Annotated in this window: 12 protein-coding genes and 2 CRISPR repeat arrays (1 of these 14 only partly in view); of the genes, 9 read left to right on the forward strand and 3 right to left on the reverse strand. The window is 54.2% G+C overall.

Annotated features, from left to right (window positions below; translation table 11 throughout):
• Positions 1–13 precede the first annotated feature (13 nt).
• From WKR14_RS18515 to WKR14_RS18535, 5 genes are all read left to right on the forward strand, one after another.
• The gene (locus WKR14_RS18515; protein ID WP_101054664.1) at positions 14–529 is read left to right on the forward strand and encodes a hypothetical protein; all 516 of its coding nucleotides are present in this window, start codon (positions 14–16) and stop codon (positions 527–529) included.
• Complete coding sequence (locus WKR14_RS18520) at positions 526–1,329, forward strand: TatD family hydrolase (RefSeq protein WP_101054661.1); 804 nt, start codon at positions 526–528, stop codon at positions 1,327–1,329. The genes WKR14_RS18515 and WKR14_RS18520 overlap by 4 nt, the downstream gene beginning before the upstream one ends.
• The gene (locus tag WKR14_RS18525) at positions 1,322–3,223 is read left to right on the forward strand and encodes a sensor domain-containing diguanylate cyclase (protein ID WP_101054658.1); all 1,902 of its coding nucleotides are present in this window, start codon (positions 1,322–1,324) and stop codon (positions 3,221–3,223) included. The genes WKR14_RS18520 and WKR14_RS18525 overlap by 8 nt, the downstream gene beginning before the upstream one ends.
• A complete protein-coding gene (gene hemB / locus WKR14_RS18530) occupies positions 3,220–4,230 on the forward strand; it encodes a porphobilinogen synthase (protein WP_339087079.1) in 1,011 nt (336 codons plus the stop codon). Before WKR14_RS18525 ends, hemB begins: the two co-directional genes overlap by 4 nt.
• Before the next feature lie 203 nt (positions 4,231–4,433).
• Complete coding sequence (locus WKR14_RS18535; protein ID WP_101054773.1) at positions 4,434–4,970, forward strand: thioredoxin family protein; 537 nt, start codon at positions 4,434–4,436, stop codon at positions 4,968–4,970.
• A gap of 104 nt (positions 4,971–5,074) precedes the next feature.
• Here WKR14_RS18535 and WKR14_RS18540 read toward each other — a convergent pair whose 3' ends face one another.
• Positions 5,075–5,995, reverse strand: a complete 921-nt coding sequence (locus WKR14_RS18540; RefSeq protein WP_101054653.1) for an exopolyphosphatase — start codon at positions 5,993–5,995, stop codon at positions 5,075–5,077.
• Entirely contained in the window at positions 5,996–7,309 is a 1,314-nt protein-coding gene (rhlB, locus tag WKR14_RS18545; protein ID WP_025011564.1) for an ATP-dependent RNA helicase RhlB, read from the reverse strand. It lies immediately after the preceding gene.
• Between the two features lie 153 nt (positions 7,310–7,462).
• On the opposite strand from rhlB, the gene trxA reads away from it, so the two are divergent.
• Positions 7,463–7,789 (forward strand): thioredoxin TrxA, encoded by a 327-nt coding sequence (trxA, locus tag WKR14_RS18550; RefSeq protein WP_025011563.1) that lies wholly within the window; start codon positions 7,463–7,465, stop codon positions 7,787–7,789.
• A gap of 213 nt (positions 7,790–8,002) precedes the next feature.
• A complete protein-coding gene (gene rho, locus WKR14_RS18555) occupies positions 8,003–9,268 on the forward strand; it encodes a transcription termination factor Rho (protein ID WP_025011562.1) in 1,266 nt (421 codons plus the stop codon).
• Positions 9,269–9,375: 107 nt separating this feature from the next.
• Here the strand turns inward: rho and argA are convergent, their stop codons facing one another.
• On the reverse strand, positions 9,376–10,695 hold the full coding sequence (gene argA / locus WKR14_RS18560; protein ID WP_101054770.1) for an amino-acid N-acetyltransferase: 1,320 nt from the start codon (positions 10,693–10,695) through the stop codon (positions 9,376–9,378).
• A gap of 672 nt (positions 10,696–11,367) precedes the next feature.
• On the opposite strand from argA, the gene WKR14_RS18565 reads away from it, so the two are divergent.
• Complete coding sequence (locus WKR14_RS18565) at positions 11,368–17,010, forward strand: MG2 domain-containing protein (RefSeq protein WP_335921454.1); 5,643 nt, start codon at positions 11,368–11,370, stop codon at positions 17,008–17,010.
• Positions 17,007–19,292 carry a penicillin-binding protein 1C gene (pbpC, locus tag WKR14_RS18570; RefSeq protein ID WP_335921455.1) on the forward strand — a complete coding sequence of 762 codons (2,286 nt, stop codon included), beginning with the start codon at positions 17,007–17,009 and terminating at the stop codon, positions 19,290–19,292. The genes WKR14_RS18565 and pbpC overlap by 4 nt, the downstream gene beginning before the upstream one ends.
• Before the next feature lie 142 nt (positions 19,293–19,434).
• Positions 19,435–21,024: a CRISPR direct-repeat array (repeat unit 28 nt; unit sequence TTTCTAAGCTGCCTGAGCGGCAGTGAAC).
• A 72-nt stretch (positions 21,025–21,096) separates the two neighbouring features.
• Positions 21,097–21,446: direct repeats of the CRISPR family, unit length 28 nt; unit sequence TTTCTAAGCTGCCTGAGCGGCAGTGAAC (it continues 2,018 nt past the right edge of the window).

Genomic DNA, 21,446 nt, shown 5'->3' on the forward strand with positions numbered 1-21,446 from the left:
AAGGATGATATTCATGCGTTTAACCTGGATTGCTGCCTCTACTGCTGCACTGCTTTGTTTTCAGGCTCAGGCCGGAATCGAGCAGGAGTTGGCTCAATGTGCCTCCCTAACAGATAAACTCGACCGGCTCATCTGCTACGATGAGCTGGCTGCCAAAGTCTCTCATGTAAAAGCCCCCCAAGTTAGTCCTGCCGAAGTAACCACTGTGGTTGCCGCTGCGCCTGTAGCCAAGAGTGTCCAGGTCGATCCTGCGGCCGACTTCGGTGCCGATAACCTGGAATCCACTATCCAGGCCAGCAAGAAAAATGAAGTTGCGAAGATTTTCCTGACCATCAGCGAGGTAGAGAAAGACCCCTATGGCGCCCTCAAAATCAGCTTCAATAACGGTCAGGTTTGGAAACAGACCGACAGCCGCAATTTCCGCCTGAAATCCGGGCAGAAGGTTTATATCGAAAAAGCCGCCTTAGGCTCATTCCTGTTGGGAGCTGAAGGGCGCAACAGCACTATCAGGGTCAAACGTCTGCAGTGAATCAATACCTGGATATCGCTGTCAATTTGATTGGCAGCCACCTGGAACAAGATCTCAATCGAGTTATCAATGAAGCGGCAGGCGAAGGCGTCTCGCCGCTTATCATTATTGGCAGCCATCTGGATGAAAGCCGAAACTGCATCCAGGTTTGCCGGCAATATCCCCAAAAAGTCTACACTACAGCAGGTGTCCACCCTCATCATGCCAGCGAATGGCAAACGGAGAGCGCCGCAGAACTGAAGCTACTGGCCGGACAACCGGGCGTGGTTGCCATAGGGGAATGCGGCCTGGATTACAACAGAGACTTTTCGCCGCGCCAGCAGCAACGCCAGGCCTTTGAGGCCCAGTTGGCTCTGGCGGTAGAACTGCAATACCCGGTACTGATGCATCAGCGAGATGCCCATGATGATTTTCTGGCCATTCTGGATGACTATCTGGAAGCCCTGCCGGCGGCGCTGCTGCACTGTTTTACCGACGGCCCCAAACAGGCCGAAGACTATATTGCCAGGGATCTGTATTTGGGCGTAACAGGTTGGGTTTGTGACGAACGTCGGGGACAGGATCTGGTCAGCGCTCTCCCCTTAATCCCGGACAACAGATTATTACTGGAAACCGACAGTCCCTATCTACTACCACGCAGCATGCGGCCCAAGCCCAAATCCGGCCGCAATGAGCCCAAGTATCTGCCTTACATAGCCCAAGCTGTCGCCGACATCCGAGGTCAGTCGCTGGAGAGTCTTGCGCGCCAATGCTTTAGCAACAGCTTGCGTTTCTTTAAACTGGAGAGCATTCATGGCTAATGCCTACTCCATTCTATTGCTCTTCTTGAGTTTACTATCTCTCAGTCTTGCTGCCGAACCCAGAGTCGCGTTGTCGGCAACCGAAGGGCTGGATTTAGATCTACGCCCCAGCACCCGAGTCACAGAACAAGGCACTGATAGTCGCCTCAGCCAGATACAGAATTTACCGGATACCGCCTGGCACCCAGCCAATGACTACAACTTTATCGAAATGGGCGCCGATGGCCTCTGGTTCAACTTCAGCCTTTATGCCAAAGAGCCGGGCCATTTCAACAGAATACTAGCCTTCAATAACCCCAGTATGGACAAGCTGGAGATCTACCACTATGTCGATGGTCGTCTCCAACGTCAGCTAACTCTGGGAGATACCCAGGCCTTTGGCCACAGAAGCATATTAAGTACCAACTTCCTCTATGCCTTTCATATCAGGCAGCAGGAGCAGCACCAATTCTGGCTGAAATTGACCACTGCCGGCAGCAGCTATCTGCCTATCCACCTTTGGGAGCCATACGAGCTGCTACAAAGCCAGGAAACCCGCAATATGCTCAATGGCATACAGTTAGGCGCCCTGGCCGCTATAGGCTTGTTTGCATTGTTTATCGCCCTAACAACCCGCTCCTTTAGTTACAGCTATTACGCCGGCTATGTATTGACCATGACCTTATTGGTTGCTTGCATCAATGGCACGGCCTTTCGCTATCTTTGGCCCAATGTGCCGCAGCTGCAACAATATGTTATCCCTTCGTTGGTCCCTCTGGTTATCGCCTTTGGAATACTCTTTACCGAGAAGGTATTGCAGCTCAAGTACCACAGTATCCGTATGTTGAGAGCCTGTCGCTATACCGCGGCCAGCGCCATACTGCTGATGTTTGCCACTGTAGTGCTCGATTATGCGCTCGCCATCTATATCGAGATCATCTCAGTCATGTCTGTGAGCCTGATGCTACTGTTTTTCAGCATACTGCAGGCGATACGCGGCAATAAACTCGCCAAACTCTACACTGTCTCCTGGAGTGGCATGACGCTGGGGATCTTTGTCTCCTGCCTCATGTATCTGGGTCTTATCAAACTGCCCTTGATGCCCCAAACACCGGTGCTATTGGGACTCACCTTCGAGGTGGTGTTTATGGCGGCAGTACTGGCAATACGCTACAACGATGAACGCAAGGCCAAGCAAAGAATTCAGCAAGAAGCCCTGAAACAGGCGGAGCGAATCCGCGAAGCCAGGGAAGAAACCCTGAGAATGGAAGCCGAGAGCAACGAGAAGCTGGAACGTATGGTGCAGGAACGTACGCTGGAGCTGGAAATTGCGCTCAGAGAACTGAACGAAGCCAACCAGAAACTCACTGAGCAAGCCACCATAGATAGCCTTACCGGGGTCAAAAATCGCTCTACCTTCGACAAGCGTCTGCAGGCCGAAGGGCGCATCAGTCGACGGCAACAGACGTCGCTGGCGCTGCTGATGCTGGACATAGACAGATTCAAGACCATTAACGATACCCATGGCCATTTGGCCGGCGATCAAACCCTTAAGAGTATTGCCAATACCCTCAAGAATATCCTCAGGCGCCCAAGTGATCTGGTATCACGTTTTGGCGGTGAGGAGTTTGCTATTATATTGCCTAATACTGATACTAACGGGGCCCTGAGTGTGGCAGAACAGATACGTCACGCCATCTCGGCCTTGGATGTCAGTTGGGACAAACAAACAATCCCTCTGACCGCCAGTATCGGCGTCAGCGTCGCCATCATAGAGTCGGATATGCACATCACCCAATTGTTGGAGCAAGCCGACAAGGCGCTGTATCACGCCAAAAATTCAGGCAGGGATCGGGTCTACGCCTTTGATCCCGAGCAAGATACCCTTTCAGATCCAGCCAGGAGCCCAAAGTGAACATAATTACCAGTGCCTACCCACAGCGTCGTATGCGCCGTATGCGCAAGCATGAGTTCAGTCGCCGCCTGATGGCTGAGAACCAGTTGACGGTCAATGACCTCATCTACCCCATGTTTGTGCTCGAAGGTAACAAGCGTACCGAATCTGTAGCCTCCATGCCGGGCGTTGAGCGTTACAGCATAGATCTACTGCTCAAAGAAGCCGAAGAGCTGGTAGAGCTGGGGATCCCTTTGATTGCCCTCTTCCCGGTAACACCGGCGGAGAAAAAGTCTCTGATGGCCGAAGAAGCCTACAATCCTGACGGTTTGGTGCAAAGAGCCGTTCGTGAGCTCAAGGCAGAGTTCCCTCAATTGGGCGTGATGACAGATGTCGCACTGGATCCCTACACCACTCATGGCCAAGACGGCATCATAGATGAGACGGGTTACATCATTAATGACATCACCATAGAAATTTTGGTGAAACAGGCACTGTCCCACGCCGCAGCAGGTGCCGATATGGTAGCCCCTTCAGACATGATGGATGGTCGCATAGGTGCCATACGTCAGGCGCTCGAAGCTGCAGGCCACGTCAACACCCAGATTATGGCTTATAGCGCCAAGTATTCTTCCAACTACTATGGCCCCTTCCGCGATGCGGTCGGCTCTGCCGGCAACCTCAAAGGCGGCAACAAGCACAGCTATCAAATGGATCCGGCCAACTCGGACGAAGCATTGCATGAAGTCGCCCTGGACATTCAGGAAGGCGCCGATATGGTGATGGTGAAGCCAGGCATGCCTTATCTGGATATAGTGCGCAGAGTCAAAACCGAACTGGGTGTGCCGACTTTTGCCTATCAGGTCAGCGGTGAATACGCCATGCATATGGCAGCAATTCAAAACGGCTGGCTGGCAGAAAAAGCCATAGTGATGGAATCTTTGCTGTGCTTCAAACGTGCCGGCGCCGATGGCATTCTCACTTACTTTGCCAAGCAGGCCGCCCAATGGCTGAAAGACGCCAAGTAAATTGAACTCCAAAGCCGCCTTCAAGGCGGCTTTTTTGTATTTATACCATTCCCGGCAAGAATCCACTCCCTGGTTGAAAAACCTCTTTGTTCAGATCAAAATTATTTAGTGATCTTGCTAACATACATAGTGTTTGTCTCTTTGATATATCCCTCACCAATGTTTGAATCAGGGTATGGAGTCACCCCACCCGAGGTAGTATGATGCACCAGAATGTAAAAGCGTTACTCGCCACCACCGCGTTATTCTTCAGTTGCCAGGTTATGGCCAATGGCGGTTGTGGTTTCGAAGACAAACAGGAAGGCTTTATCGCCACCTGCAGCGAGGAGAAACAGGAAGTGATCTTAACGGGCGCAGTCGAAGCACAGAAACTGGTGACAGAATTACCCGAATTCAGCAGTGGCTATCAGAGTTATCAGGTAGAGACAGATGCCTTGGCTCCAATAAAAGCGGTCGATAAGGCCACAGAAATTGTCGTCATCATAGGCACCTGGTGCCCGGACTGCCACAGAGAAACACCGCGCTTTATCCGTATCATGGAGCAAGTGGCCAACCCTAATATCCAGGTGCGTTATATCGGGGTAGATCGCCAGAAACAGGATCCGGAAGGCTTGGCCGCCCAATATGACTTCCAGCGGATCCCAACCTTTATTGTACTTCAGGATGACAAAGAGATTGGCCGTATCGTTGAACGCCCGGAAGTCTCTCTGGAGCAGGATCTGGCCAAGATCCTCAAGTAATCTTTCAAGCCACTATGCCGCGTAACCTAAGGTGCACTAGGGCTGTAGCAACAAAAAAATGAGATAGTAAAAAGGACCTGGTTAAGGTCCTTTTTTAATTGTGCTTATTCTGCAGACTGCCGTTTGGCCAACATCTGCAACACCCCTTCACGCAAAGCGCCGCCGGATAAATGCAGTTGTTCAATACCCAGCAGCTCAAACAGCGCCAGCAAGATGGCAACACCGGATGTAAAGGTCGGTGCCCGCTCTGGAGCAAGGCCATCTATGCCATCCAGAGTTAAGCTCTCCTGAGCCAATAACTCCTGTTTCAGTGATTCCAACACCGCCAGAGTCAAAGTTTCCGACCTCTGCCTATGTTGCAACACTTCAACCACTGACTGCACTGCTCCGGAAGCGCCGACCACCGAATGCCAACCCAGCGCTTTCAAAGTCGATTTGTGTTCAGCCAAGGCCAGTTCCACCCTGGCTCGCACATCGTCAAAGTCCAGCGGTTGCAAGGGAGCAGAGGTGAAAAAGCATTGGTTGTAGGTGACACAGCCTATAGGCAGACTGGTTTTAAACAGCACCTTTTCACCGTCACCCACAATAAACTCGGTACTGGCACCACCTATATCTATCACCAGGCGTCGCCCTTCGCCATGAGTGGTCGCCACCATGCCTTGATAGATAAGTTCGGCTTCACGCATACCGCAGATGATCTCTATCGGGTGCCCCAATATTTGCAGGGCACGACGATTGAATTCATCGGCGTTGCTGATACAACGAAGGGTTGCTGTGGCAATGACGGCCACATTGACATCATCGACTTGATGTTCGACAAGCATATTGGAGAACATGGCCAGGCAATCGAGGCCACGTTCGAATGCCGCCAGGTTGAGACTGCCATCAGCCTCAATTCCCTCGGCCAACCTCACCTTACGTTTGTACTTGGCGAGAACCTTGGGCTGGCCGCCGACGGTACGGGCAACCAGCATATTGAAGCTATTGGAGCCAAGAGTTATGGCAGCGTAGGCGGGTTTCGGCATTCAGGAATGTCTGCGAGTCCTGTCGTGACGAGGTGGACGACCACCGCTACGATGAGCTCCCTGAGGACGTCCCTGACCGCGATCACGGGTATTGCGCGGTCCGGCATGCTTACGATGGATACGAACCGGTGCTGGAATATCATCGAGCAAGGCTTCGGCATCATAAGAGGTTACCGGAATCGAGTGCTTGATATAGTCTTCGATAGCCGGCAGGTTGAGGGCGTATTCTTCACAGGCAAAGCTGACCGAAACCCCTTTGGCACCGGCACGGCCAGTACGACCGATACGGTGAACATAGTCTTCACAGTCATCAGGCAGGTCGAAGTTATAGACATGGGACACATCAGAAATATGCAGGCCACGGGCCGCTACGTCTGTGGCCACCAAAATATCCAGATCACCCTTGGTGAACAGTTCCAGGATCTTAAGGCGTTTCTTTTGTGGCACGTCACCGGTCAGTAGACCGACTCTGTGACCATCTCCTTCGAGCCAACCCCAGAGGTTTTCACACTGATGTTTGGTATTGGCAAAGACTATCGCCTTATCCGGCCAATCTTCCTCTATCAGGGTAAGCAGCAGTGGGATCTTGTCTTTCATCGAAGGATAGAACAGCTCTTCCTTGATGTTTTTCGAAGTTTTCTCTTCCGGTGCAATTTCGACTTTGACCGGGTCATTCATATGGTCATAAGCCAGCTCCTGCACCTTCATCGACAGGGTAGCCGAGAACAGCATGTTGAGCCTGTCTTTGGCATCCGGCATGCGGCGGAACAGGAAGCGAATGTCTTTGATAAAGCCCAGATCAAACATACGATCCGCTTCATCCAACACTACGGCCTGAATAGCGCTGAGGTTGATAACCCCTTGACGCACGTAATCTATAATGCGCCCCGTAGTACCAATCAGGATATCCACGCCCTTGTCCAGCACCTTGCGCTGGGCATCATAGCCTTCGCCGCCATAGACAATCCCCACCTTGAGTTTGGTGTGTTTGGACAGCAAGGTGGCATCTTTGGCTATCTGAATCGCCAGTTCCCGGGTTGGTGCCATGATGATGGCTCTGGGCTGATTAAGTTGGCGTTCGGCGGGAATGTCGGTGGAAAGTAAGTGGTTAAAAGTTGCTACCAGAAAGGCCAGGGTCTTGCCCGTACCTGTCTGCGCCTGACCGGCGATATCCTTGCCCTGCAAAAGTACCGGCAGGGAAAGTGCCTGAATAGGCGTACAATATTCGAAACCGTTTTCTGCAAGCGCCTGAATTACTTCAGGATGTAGTGGCAGTTCGGCAAATTTTTGTTGAGATAAATGTGTTTCGCTCATAGCGCAAGCATACCAGTTAGGGTTGCAATAAGATACTCGATCGTTTGAAATAGCGACAAGAAAAAAACGGTGACTTGAATTGCCGTTAATCCAACCCAATATACAGGTTAAGCCATTAACAGACCAGTAATGGCAACCCAACTGGAGAACATCATGAGCGATAAAATTGTGTACCTGAGCGACGACAGCTTTGAAAACGACGTCCTGAAATCAGAACTGCCTGTATTGGTAGACTTCTGGGCCGAGTGGTGTGGCCCATGTAAAATGATCGCTCCCATCCTGGACGATGTTGCCGAAGAATACGCCGGCAAACTGACCATCGCCAAATTGAACATAGATCAAAATAACGCTTCACCTGTTAAATACGGTGTTCGCAGCATCCCTACTCTGTTGCTGTTCAAAAACGGTGAACTGGTTGCCAATCAGGTTGGCGCCCTGTCCAAGACTCAGTTGAAAGAGTTCATCGACGCCCAGATTTGATCACTCAAATCAAATAAGTGACACCCGGCACGCCCTAGAAATAAAAATGTGCCGGGTTCAGTTAAACTTCTGGACGCCCTGTCCTGATAGTGCTACTTTAATAACCAGATTCTTTCTACTAACCCACTTCTCGCTGTTCAATCAACATCCATCAAGTCCAATTTGAGAGATTGAGCGCGTAAGCTTTGTCGCGTGAAACAAGACCCACCAAAAATGAATTTAACTGAATTAAAAAACAAGTCTATTGCAGACTTAGTCGCACTGGCCGAAGAAATGAAGCTGGAGAATATGGCGCGTGCCCGCAAGCAGGATATCATCTTCTCTATATTGAAAGCCCATGCCAAGAGCGGTGAAGACATCTTCGGCGGCGGCGTTCTGGAAATACTTCAGGATGGATTTGGTTTCCTGCGCAGTGCCGATGGTTCGTATCTGGCCGGTCCCGATGATATTTATGTTTCTCCAAGCCAGATCCGTCGTTTCAACATGCGAACGGGTGACACCATTTTCGGCAAAATACGTCCCCCTAAAGAAGGCGAACGCTATTTTGCTCTGCTGAAAGTTAACGAAGTTAACTTCGACAAGCCTGAAAACTCTCGCAACAAGATCCTGTTTGAAAACCTTACCCCACTGCATGCAGAAGAACGTCTGCGTATGGAACGTGGTAACGGTTCCACCGAAGATATCACAGCCCGAATTCTGGATCTCTGCTCACCTGTGGGTAAGGGCCAGCGTGGGCTGATTGTTGCGCCACCCAAAGCCGGTAAGACTCTGCTGCTGCAGAACATTGCCCAATCAATCACCTACAACAACCCTGAAGTAGTGTTGATGGTGCTGCTGATCGACGAACGTCCTGAAGAAGTCACCGAAATGCAGCGTCTGGTTCAGGGTGAAGTGATCGCTTCCACCTTCGATGAGCCTGCAAGCCGTCACGTACAAGTTGCAGAGATGGTTATCGAAAAGGCCAAGCGCCTGGTTGAACACAAGAAAGACGTAGTGATTCTGCTGGACTCCATCACCCGTCTGGCTCGTGCTTACAACACGGTTGTGCCTTCATCCGGCAAGGTGCTGACAGGTGGTGTGGATGCCAACGCGCTGCACAGACCCAAGCGTTTCTTCGGTGCAGCCCGTAATATCGAAAACGGTGGCAGCCTGACTATTATCGCCACTGCGCTTATCGATACCGGCTCCAAGATGGACGAAGTGATTTACGAAGAGTTCAAGGGTACAGGTAACCAGGAACTGCATCTGTCACGCAAGGCCGCTGAAAAACGGGTATTCCCTGCCATTGACTTCAACCGCAGCGGTACCCGTCGTGAAGAGAAACTAACCACGCCGGATGAGCTACAGAAGATGTGGATCCTGCGTAAGATCCTCAACCCTATGGATGAAGTCAGCGCGATGGAATTCCTGATCGACAAGCTGGCAATGACCAAGACCAATGAAGAGTTCTTCACTGCGATGAAACGCACCAAGTCTTGATGTAAAAGGCAACGGTCCCAATCGGACCGTTCCTGCTCTGACACCCATTAACACCATTCAGTCAAAGTTTGTTTAACTGAATGGTGTTATGTCAAACAAGTTGATTCTTACAGGTCGAGCGCCAAGATTTTCGAGCGGCGATGGTAGTTGTAAAGCTGCTTCTTCTTGCTAGGCAAAGCATCCACCTCCACCAATTCAAAACCATGTTCCAGGAACCAATGAATGCTGCGGGTCGTCAACGCGAATAACCTGGAATAACCACGTACCTTGGCCTGGCCTATAATGTTTTGCAGCAGCAAACTACCACGATCGGCATCGCGATAGTCAGGGTGTACCACCAAACAGGCAAATTCGCCGGCATTGTCCTCTTCAAAGGGATAAAGCGCCGCGCAGCCTATCACCAAGCCATCACGCTCAATCAGCATAAACTGCTCTATTTCTATCTCCAGTTGTTCGCGGGAGCGACGCACCAGGATACCCTGCTCTTCCAGCGGGCGGATCAGGTTGAGTATGCCGCCAATGTCGGCAATGGATGCGCGCCGTAAGCGCTCGGCACTCTCAGTGACTATCTGGGTACCTATACCTTCACGAGAAAACAATTCCTGCAACAGGGCACCATCTTCCAGATAGCTGACCAAATGGCAACGGGGTACGCCACTGCGACAGGCATCAATACTGGCCTTGAGAAACGCCATGGTGCCGACGCAACCTTCACCCTGGCCGGCCAGTTTATCGAGAATTTTCTGGGCATCGTTGGGCATCAGTTCGGCAATCACATCACCATTACGGTCCAAAATACCGTTCTGGGAGCTGAAGCCTATCATCTTGTCGGCTTTAAGCTTGATTGCTACTTGAGTCGCTACCTCTTCAGCGGTGAGATTAAAACTCTCGCCGGTGACCGAAGCTGCTATCGGCCCCATCAGGATGATGCAGTTATTTTCCAATTGCCGCTTAAGCCCTTGAACATCAATACGGCGCACCTTGCCGGAGAGGCAATAGTCAATGCCATTGTCGACCCCCAAAGGCTGGGCAATCACAAAATTACCGCTAACCACATTGATCTGAGCTCCCTGCATAGGTGTGTTCGACAAGCTCATGGACAACCTGGCAGTAATATCAAACTGCAAAGAACCAGCCACCTGCTTAATCAGCTTAAGAGTCGCTTCGTCGGTGATCCGTACACCTTGATGGTAGGCGGGCTCAATCTGATGATGAGCCAAGGATTCGTCTATCTGCGGCCGGGCGCCATAAACCAATACCACCTTGATCCCCAAGCTATGCAGCAAAGCAACATCATTGATGATGGAACGAAACTTAGGCTGAGCCAGTGCCTCCCCTCCTAACATTACAACAAATGTCTTGCCCCTGTGGGCATTGACATAGGGAGCAGAATGACGAAAACCATCAACCAATTCTGTGGTACGCACCTTGGGATTTACCTCACACTCGTTAAAGCCGGCAGAAATGAATGCCACACCTGTGGCACGAACAACATAATAATAATGCATTTAAATTCACTTAAAAAGCATTTATTTGCAAATACGGCCATTTCAACTCCTAACCATTCACATGCAGGACAAGCAATCTCCAAATACTTTTCCAAAGACAACTATCGAGTCAACATTCACAGCCAGGGTTCCAGTTATCGCAAAGAAAGGTATAGCAGGGATCTGTTGAGAATGTATGAACCCTCCAGCGACCCGGAACCTGCGCCATAAGGTTTGCTATCGTCGATGGGCAGATAGACAGGGCCCGCAACTCAGCCTTCCCAAACAAGAAACATTACAGGTAAGAGTTATAGATGCGGCGAATATAGAATCCAAAGTCAAACCCCAAGTGCCGACGTGCTGCCTGCGGGCTCGTACCTGGAAGGAGAGTTTCTGCAAATATCTAAACAACTGCCGCCCGATTATCAATTTTGAATTCAAACGCGGATCAAAATCAGGCTGATTGCTGTACCATATAGCCTCAGTTGCAGAGGCGATATCGAATAGGGCATCACAGCATCGGCCCGGTCTGATTGACATCGGCGACCGACATCTTTAAAACGTCAGCCAAGTTGGCGATAGCGCTACGAGACACAGCAAGGACACGGAACGATGGGACAGCTTATAGGAAATTTCTTCTCGGTAGTTTGGCGAGTTCTCGCTGCGGTTTTTGGTCACTGGCAAGCGCCGCCCTGGATGCATTGGTGCATAAAGCATCCCTTTAAAACCTTGGGAAGCCTACTGCTGCTATCTGTGCTGACTGTGCTTTGCTGGGGCGGCTGGTATTGGTATCAGCATTTACCCAAGCCCTATACCCTACACTATACGCTCAAGGCGCCGCAGCTAACCGATTACCACCAGGCCAAACCTCAGGTCGCTCCCTTGACCCTGACCTTCAGTGGTTCGGTCGCACCTTTGGACGTCATAGGCAAACCAGTCTCCAAAGGCGTCAGCCTCAGCCCCCAACTCGCCGGGCAGTGGCGCTGGGCCAGTGACAAGCATCTGCAATTTATTCCGGATAACGACTGGCCGATTGCGGAAAAGTTCGCGGTCAGCCTGGATAAGAAGCAGCTGCTGGCAGACCATATCTTACTGGATAAATACCAGAGCGAATTCAGCACAGCCGCCTTCACCGCCACCATCTCTGATGGGCGTCTGTACCAGGATCCGGCCCAGCCGAGTATTCAAAAGCTGGTCGCCACCCTGGCCTTCAGCCACCCGGTGGATACGACCTCGGTCAAACCCCAACTGGCGATATTGCTGAGCCCCGGCTTGACCTACAGCGGCAATGGCGATACCGAAGTCACCTTCGACGACAAGCATCTGTTCGCTTACATACATTCTCCTGCGCTCGCCACACCACTTGAGCAGAGCACTGTAACCCTGGAAGTCAGCAAAGGGATCCAGGCGGCCAGCGGCGGCAACAAGGCAGGCAAGAGCCAATGGCAAGTAGAGGTTCCCGGCCGTTATCAGCTGAGCTTTAAACAGGCTCAGGTCAACTTCGCCTACAACGACAAGGATGAACCCGAGCCGGTACTGACAATGGAAAGCTCACGTCCGGTCAACGACGAAGCGCTTCAAGGCAAGGTACATGCCTGGTTGCTGCCGCTGAAAAATCCCAAGGGAAGCCGTCACTGGTATCAGGAAAATGTCACCGAACAGGTGCTGGCCAAGGCCGACAAACTGACCTTGACCCAGATCCCCGGTGCCGAAGGCCTCAACCAGTTGCACAGCTTCAAGCTGAAAGCTCCGGTCGATCGCTACGTGGCGGTAATGGTGGATAAGGAAGTCGAAGGCCAAGGGGGTTATCTGTCCCGCGATGCCGTGCTGACTGTGCTGCGAATGCCGCAATACCCCAAGGCGCTCAATTTCCTCGGCGAAGGTTCCTTGCTGACTCTGGACGACGATCAACGCCTCGGCTATCTGGCCCGAGGGGTACAAAAGGTGCAGATTGAGGTCGCCCAGTTACTGCCTGATCAGCTCAATGCCCTGATAGATCAAAGCTCGGGCAGCTTTGCCGAGCCCTACCTCAACAACACAGATTTCGACCGTTTGGTCACCCGTCAGGTGTTCAAGCAACAGCTTGCCGGGCGCGATCCCAGCAAGACGCTCTACGGCAGCGTCGACCTCAAGCCCTTCTTCAAGGACAAGCGCGGCATCTTTGTGGTCAAGCTTACTCCGGCCGATGAAAGAGACAGCCAAACCTTCGACTATTACCAAACCGAGGCCCACGATCTGCGCTTTGTGGTCGTGACAGATCTGGGCATACTCGCCAAACGCAGCCGTGATGGCAGCCAGGATCTATTCGTGCAATCCCTCGGCAAGGGGACTCCGGTGGCAGGAGCCCGGGTGGCCGTCATCGGCCGCAACGGTTTGCCGGTAGCCGAGGCTTTAACCGATGAACGCGGTCATGCAAGCTTTGCCAAGCTTGGCGATCTGCGCCGGGAAAAGACCCCGCTCTACTATCGGGTCGAAAAGGATAGCGATCTCTCCTTCCTACCGCTGGCTGATTGGCGTCGCCAGCTCAATCTGTCCCGTTTCGATACCGGCGGCAGCTATGAGAGCGACGATCCCGGCGCCCTGAGAGCCTACCTCTTCACCGACCGCGGGCTGTATCGCCCCGGTGAGACGGCCCATATCGCCAGTTTGGTGCGGGGTCAGGACTGGAGTACCGCCCTGGGTGGCCTGCCGGTGAAGATGCAGATCACCGACCCCCGCGGTGTAACCGTGCTGGATCGCACCTTCAAACTCGATGGCAGCGGCTTTGACAGCCTGGACTTCAGCGCCGGCGAAACCGCGGTTGCCGGTGACTATCTCGCCACTTTGTCCCTCATCAAAGACAGATACCGCCTCACGCGTCTTGGGGATGTCACCTTCAAGGTGCGCGACTTCGAGCCGGATCGCATTAAGGTGCGAGTCTCTCTGGGCACCGACAAGCAATTTGAAGGCTGGCGCACGCCGCAGCAACTCAAGGCCGAGGTCTTGGCCGAGCAACTCTTCGGTGGCCCGGCGAGCGATCGCCGAGTCAGCGGTGAGATGGTGCTGTCACCAACAGATATCAGCTTCAAAGCCTGGCCCGGCTATCGTTTTGGGGTATTGGGCAAGCTCAAGGAATCGTTCCGCGAAGACTTGAGCGAAACCACCACAGACGGCGAAGGCAAGGCCAGCCTGGACTTGGCGCTGGACCGCTTTGCCGGCAGCACTTACAAGCTGCACTTGCTGGCTCGGGTATTTGAAGCCGGTTCAGGCCACGGTGTCAGCGCCCAAGACCAGCTACTGGTATCCGATGCCGACTGGTTACTGGGCTACAAGAGCGATGGCGATCTGGACTTCATCAGCAAAGACGGCAAGCGTGTGCTCAACCTGCAAGCCGTTGGCCAGGACCTTCAAGGTGTGGCTACTGAGCTCAAAGTCGAGCGTATCGCCCGGCGCTGGGTGTCTGTGTTGGTGAAACAGAATGACGGCACCTACCGCTATGAATCGCGCCGCAAAGACAAACTGCTGGGCAGCACTGCCCTGAGTCTGGCCGCAAGCGGTGGCCAATTGGAACTCGACACCAGGGAGCCGGGTGACTACCGCCTGCGACTGCTGGATGAAAACGGCCGCCAGTTGAACCAAATAGATTACAGCGTTGCCGGCAGCGGCAACGCCAGTCGCACGCTGGAGCGCAACACCGAGCTGGAACTGACGCTAAACAAGGCGGAATATCTGCCGGGTGAAAGCATTCAGGTAGCGATCCAGGCCCCTTACAGCGGTGCCGGACTCATCACCATAGAGAGAGACAAGGTTTACGCCTTCAAATGGTTCAAGGCCGACAGCACCCGTTCGTTGCAAAGCATTACCCTGCCGCAAGGCATTGAGGGCAATGCTTATATCAATGTGCAGTTCCTGCGGGCACCGGACTCGGAAGAAGTCTTCATGAGCCCGCTGTCCTATGCCGTGAAACCCTTTAAGGTGGATCTCGGTGAGCGGCGTCAGGCCATCGCCCTGAGCCTGCCGGAAAAGGTTAAACCCGGGACGCAACTGGATATCGACCTAAAGCTGCCAAGCAAAGCCAGAGTCGTGGTATTCGGGGTTGATGCCGGTATTTTGCAGGTGGCCCGCTATGAAGCGCCGGATCCACTGGCGCACTTCTTCGACAAGAAGGCTCTCAGCGTAGATTCGAGCCAAATTCTCGACCTGCTGCTGCCGGATCTCAAGGTGCTGATGCGCCAGGCCGCACCCGGAGGTGACGCCGCCGCGCTGCTGGCAGCCAACCTCAACCCCTTCAAGCGCAAACGCGCCAAGCCCGTGGTCTACTGGTCGGGTATTCGTGAGTTGGCCGCCGGAGAGCAGCGGCTTCAATATACAGTGCCCGACAGCTTCAACGGCAGTATCCGCTTCTTTGCCGTCAGTGCCACCGAAGGCGGCATAGGCACCAGCGAGGCCAGTGTCGCGGTCAAGGCGCCTGTGGTGATGAGCCCCAATGTGCCGGCATTCCTGGCACCCGGCGACAGCGCCGATGTGACTGTGGGGCTCTATAACACAGAAGCCGAAGCGCAGGATGTTACCCTGACCCTCAGCCTGAGCGGCGCCCTTCGCAGCGACTTGCAACCGCAGCAGTTCCATATCGAACCGGGCCGTGAGGCCACGGCGCACTTTGCCGTCAAGGCAGGCGAAAATCTGGGTCAAGGAGAACTCCACTGGAAACTCACCACCAGCGAAGGCGAGCTCAAGATCAGTGAGAGCATCTCGGTGCGGCCATTAACGCACCACCGTTTAACCCTGGCCACGGCGGTGCTCGACCGCTCCGAAGCCAAGCTCAAACTTGACCGTCAACTGTTTACGCCGTTCAGCAAGGTGGAAGCGGCCCTTGGCAACAGTCCGCTGGTTTGGGCTCAGGGGCTGAGCCACTATCTGGACAACTATCCTCACGCCTGTACCGAGCAGTTGGTATCCAAAGCCGTACCGGCACTGCTGCTGGGCAAGCCCCAGGATAATCTCAATGACTTTAACCAACTCATTGGCCAATTGCGAAGCCGCCAGAACAGCAGCGGTGGCTTCGGTCTCTGGGCCGCCAACCCGATAGTCGAGCCCATGGTGGCCTTGTATGTGGTAGACATGCTGCTGGACGCCAAGGCCCAGGGTTACCCCGTACCCCAGGATCTACTGGACAAGGCCAACAGCTATCTGTCGAGCGTGAGCTCCGGCCCCAGCAGCGGCTTGGATGAGCTGCGCGAGCGTGCCTATGGCGCGTATCTGCTGGCCCGCCAGGGGGTGCAGGTGAGCGGCGCCCTAGCCGACATCCGCGAGCGTTTGCAGCGCTACTATCCCAAGGATTGGCAAGCGGACATCGCCAGTGCCTGGCTGGCCGCCAGCTTTACCCTGATGCAGCAGCAACAGTTGGCCGAGCCGCTGTGGCAGGCGCAGAAGTGGCAGTTGCTTGAGGACAAGCCCCAGCGCCTCGGCCTCTACCTGGATCCCATGGTGCACGATGCCCAGCTGCTGACACTCATCGCCCGTCAGGCGCCACAGCGTCTGGATGATCTGCCGGAACAGCTGTTGCCGCGCATGGGCCAGTGGCTCAGCGAGCAGCGTTACAGCTCGCTGTCTGCCGGTACTCTGGTGCGGGCGCTGACCGCTCTGGATAACTCCCGCGGCGATCAGGGGCTGGCCATGCAAGCCTTGGTCGATAAGGCCTGGCAGGCACTGAGTCTACCCAAGGCTAAGCTGCCCCTCGGCAGTGAAGAGGTGAAATACCAGAAAACCGGCACTAATGATGCCTTCTATCTTCTTAGCCAGCAGGGATTTGACCAAAGCCCGGCCAAGCCTTTCAGCCAGGGGCTGGAGGTGAGCCGCGACTATCTGACCCTGGAGCAGCAACCTCTTGCCAAGGTCAAGGTCGGGGATGAATTCCTGGTCAGGCTGCGGCTGCGCTCCACAGATATGGACAAGTTGCAGCAGGTGGTCGTAATAGATCTGCTGCCCGGCGGCGTGGAGCCGGTTTATCGTGACAAGGATGACAGCTTCGATGGCTGGCAGCCGCCTGTGGGCATGGCTCAGCACAGCGACTGGTCGCCACAGTGGCTCAATGTACGCGAAGACCGCCTGGTACTCTACGGTACCGCCTGGCGCGATGCCAAAACCTTTGTCTACAAGGTACGGGCCACCAATGTCGGCCAGTTCCAGGTGCCGCCCGCCTACGCCGAGGGGCTGTATGATCCCCTGGTTCAGGCTCAGGGCCCAAGTGGTGAGTTGGTGATCGAAGCGCCATGAAACGCCGCTATTTGTGCCTGCTGGCCCTGGCAGCCTTGCTGCTGGGGCTGAGACTCTGGCCGGCACAGCCTTTTTCAAAGCTGGCGCCCAGCTCCCGCATGGTGTTGGCCGCCGATGGCAGTCTGCTGCGGCTGACGCTGGCCAGTGATGGCCAGTATCGGCTCTGGCAACCCCTGGAAGGGGTTTCAAACAACATGGTGCAAGCCATCTTGCTCAAGGAAGACCGCTATTTTTACTTCCACCCCGGCATCAACCCGGCGGCCACCGCCAGGGCGATAGTCGCCACCTATCTTAAGGATGATCGCCAGGGCGCTTCGACCCTGACCATGCAGCTGGCCCGGCGGGTCTACAACATCAACAGCCGCCAGGTTGCCGGGAAATTGCAGCAGATGCTGGCGGCACTCTGGCTGGAGCTGCGTTACTCCAAGCATGATATTCTCGAGGCCTATCTCAATCTGGCGCCCATGGGCGGCAATATTGAAGGTGTTGGCGCTGCCAGCCGCATCTACTTTCATAAAGACGCCGGTGAACTTTCACTCAGTGAAGCCCTCAGCCTGGCGGTCATGCCGCAAAGCCCGGCACGGCGCGCCCGCTTCGGCGCCGACTTTCAGGATGCCCGCGACCGTCTGGCGTTGCTCTGGCAACAAAGCTATCGCGACGATCCCCGCAACAACGGCCTGTTGACCCTCACCGCCATCGGCCATGATCGCACTGAGCTGCCATTTCTGGCGCCGCATTTCAGCCGCCGCCTGCTGCGGGATAATAGTGACACCCAAATTCACAGCACTCTGGACTTCAGCCTGCAGACCTTGCTGGAGCGGCGCCTTGGGCTGTATATCGAAAGCCAGCGCCATCTGGGGGTCAAGAATGCCGCCGCAATCCTGGTGGACAGCCGCGATCAGAGCATCAAAGCCTGGATAGGCTCGGCAGACTTCTTCGATACCGATATCCAAGGCCAGGTGGACGGCGTCACCGCCCGCCGCTCGCCGGGTTCAACCCTGAAGCCATTTCTGTTTGGCCTGAGCATAGATCAGGGGCTCATACACCCGCTGAGCATACTCAAGGATGCACCCACCGCCTTTGGCAGTTTCCAACCGGAGAACTTTGACCACAGATTTACCGGCCCCATCAGCGCCCACGATGCCCTGGTCAAGAGCCGCAATCTGCCGGCCGTGTGGCTGGCAGGACAAGTGAACCAACCCAATCTCTACGGCTTCCTGCGCCAGGCCGGTATTCAGGGGCTCAGGGGTGAAAGTCATTATGGTTTATCCCTGGCGCTGGGCGGCGGTGAGCTGACCATGGCGGAGCTGGCGCGGCTGTACCTGATGCTGGCGAGCCAGGGCCACGACTATCCGCTGCGGGATCAACAAAGCCAGCCCATCAGTCCGCAAGGAAAGAGCTTGCTGAGCCCTGCCGCCGCCTTTATGGTGCGGGACATACTCAAGGACAACCCCCGCGCCGACGGCCTGCCCGGCAGCAACTGGACAGTGGCCTGGAAAACAGGTACCTCCTGGGGATATCGCGATGCCTGGAGCGCCGGTATCACAGGCCCCTATGTGTTGGTGGTCTGGGTGGGTAACTTCGACGCCACCCCCAACCCGGCCTTTGTCGGCGTCCGTACCGCCGGGCCCCTGTTCTTCGCCCTCAGCGATGCCTTGCAGGGCGCGCTGCCGGGCACGGCCGACATGGCCAACACGCCGCCGGATACAGTGAAAAAGGTGGCCTTCTGCGCCGCCTCCGGCGAACTGCCCAACCCTTGGTGCCCCAAATTGGTCGATGGCTGGTATATCCCGGGAGTTTCCCCCATCAAGGTCTCCAACTTGCATCGCCCCGTGTGGCTGGATAACAAAACCGGCGCCGCCGTCTGCCCGCCCTACGACTCGGCAATTCACCACCAGGAGGTGTTTGCCTTCTGGCCGTCAGACTTGGCGGCCCTGTTCGAGCAGGCAGGTTTACCCCGCAGGAGGCCGCCGGAGCTTCCGGCCGCCTGCAGCCAAAGAGTCGCGGTCAGCTACTCGGCCCCGCTTATCCGCTCCCCCTTGAAGGGCGTCACCTACAGCCTGCGCCAAAGCGTGGCCAATGAACACATAGCCCTCAAGGCCGACGCCGCCTCCGACAGCCAAATACTCTACTGGTTTGCCGGTAACAGCCTGCTCGGCCAGAGCCTGCCGGGCCAAACCCTGGAATGGCGCCCGCCCAGAGCAGGACGCTTCCAACTGTCGGTCAGCGACGACAAAGGCCGCAGCGCCAGCAGACTACTTCGAGTAGATATGCTGCCTTGAGCCGGGCCGCTATTTAGATCACCTCAGTTTCGACCTCTTCAGCCCCACAAATGCAGGACTTTCGGATTTTGCTGGGGCCGAGTGATAAATCCCCGTTGTGGAGGGAGCACGGCAAGGCTCAAGTGCAATTCACCAGAAAACCTTTCTACGCTGCCTGAGCGGCAGTGAACTACTCTAGACATTGTTTAGTTCTCTTTGTGACTTTCTAAGCTGCCTGGGCGGCAGTGAACGTTGAACATTATTGCCTCGCTGACTCTATTACTTTCTAAGCTGCCTGGGCGGCAGTGAACATCTTCTGGATGAGGCTCGAATTGCAAATCAATTTCTAAGCTGCCTGGGCGGCAGTGAACAAGGGGACGAAAAAGCGTCCCCTTCTTTGCTTTTTCTAAGCTGCCTGGGCGGCAGTGAACTAATCTTTGCGCAAAATAAAGCCCACTTGTGTTTTCTAAGCTGCCTGGGCGGCAGTGAACGATATTGTGATGATGAACCGCGAAGTTGCCGATTTCTAAGCTGCCTGGGCGGCAATGAACCGAGGAACCAAAAGCGCGTTGAACTTTTCATATTTCTAAGCTGCCTGGGCGGCAGTGAACCATATCTGAGCCAGTTTCGACTGTGATATCAAGTTTCTAAGCTGCCTGGGCGGCAGTGAACTAAGAGCACGAACGTCATCAAGACAACCAAGCTTTCTAAGCTGCCTGGGCGGCAGTGAACTCAAATGCTACCACCGCATACTATTTATGGGATTTCTAAGCTGCCTGGGCGGCAGTGAACATCAACACCGCACAACTTGCAGGGATGTTAAATTTCTAAGCTGCCTGGGCGGCAGTGAACGTGGTTTGGCATTAACGGGTGGGCGTTAATAATTTCTAAGCTGCCTGGGCGGCAGTGAACTCGTAGCAATAAGGCGCTCAGCTTCTGGTAGTTTTCTAAGCTGCCTGGGCGGCAGTGAACTAAACAAAGGCGCTCAGCGCGTATTGGGTAAATTTCTAAGCTGCCTGGGCGGCAGTGAACGTCCCGACAACTGCGGCACTGTAGGTATTCAGTTTCTAAGCTGCCTGGGCGGCAGTGAACCAATTTCAGCTGCAGTAATGAGAGTGCCAGTCTTTCTAAGCTGCCTGGGCGGCAGTGAACGATAGGCAACTTGCACTTGTTGCTGAATATGATTTCTAAGCTGCCTGGGCGGCAGTGAACTGAGCGTGCACAGCTAACAATGACTGCTGAAGTTTCTAAGCTGCCTGGGCGGCAGTGAACTTAACCTAGCTGTATCTCAGGAACGTCTATCATTTCTAAGCTGCCTGGGCGGCAGTGAACTTGCGAAAACTCTCCTTTGCTTTAGTTTTTAATTTCTAAGCTGCCTGGGCGGCAGTGAACATGAGGCCTCTTTTTGGCGCTCTTTTTCTGTCTTTCTAAGCTGCCTGAGCGGCAGTGAACTTGTTTTCACTGAAAACAAAAAAGCCCCATAATTTCTAAGCTGCCTGAGCGGCAGTAAACCTGTAGACGTGGCAGGCGTAACCACCGCTATCTTTCTAAGCTGCCTGAGCGGCAGTGAACGCTCTGGTACTGATTCACCTTGAAATTAGAGATTTCTAAGCTGCCTGAGCGGCAGTGAACTTTTCAATAAGTTGAACAGGCCCTGTTCTGATTTTCTAAGCTGCCTGAGCGGCAGTGAACAATCAGACGGTCTAGGCGGTTGAGTCACGCGATTTCTAAGCTGCCTGAGCGGCAGTGAACTTCTGAACAAATCATAAGATTCTTTCTCGTAGTTTCTAAGCTGCCTGAGCGGCATCCGCGCCGGGTTGTTGTCTTTCTAAGCTGCCTGAGCGGCAGTGAACAAATCCAGCGCATACGATAGCCAAGATTTTCATTTCTAAGCTGCCTGAGCGGCAGTGAACTCTGAGTCGGTTGGTTCGGAAGAGTCATTAGATTTCTAAGCTGCCTGAGCGACAGTGAACTGTACCTGTACCAGCACGCTGGGCGCGTTGGTTTTCTAAGCTGCCTGAGCGGCAGTGAACTTGAGGCCGCTCATGTAGTAGCAGAATGAAACTTTCTAAGCTGCCTGAGCGGCAGTGAACTGCGCAGATTGCTGCCAGTGACATGGGTATCATTTCTAAGCTGCCTGAGCGGCAGTGAACGAACATCTCAGGCGCGCCGTTT

The organism is Shewanella chilikensis (assembly GCF_037953065.1).
In the GTDB taxonomy this organism is placed as follows: domain Bacteria; phylum Pseudomonadota; class Gammaproteobacteria; order Enterobacterales; family Shewanellaceae; genus Shewanella; species Shewanella chilikensis.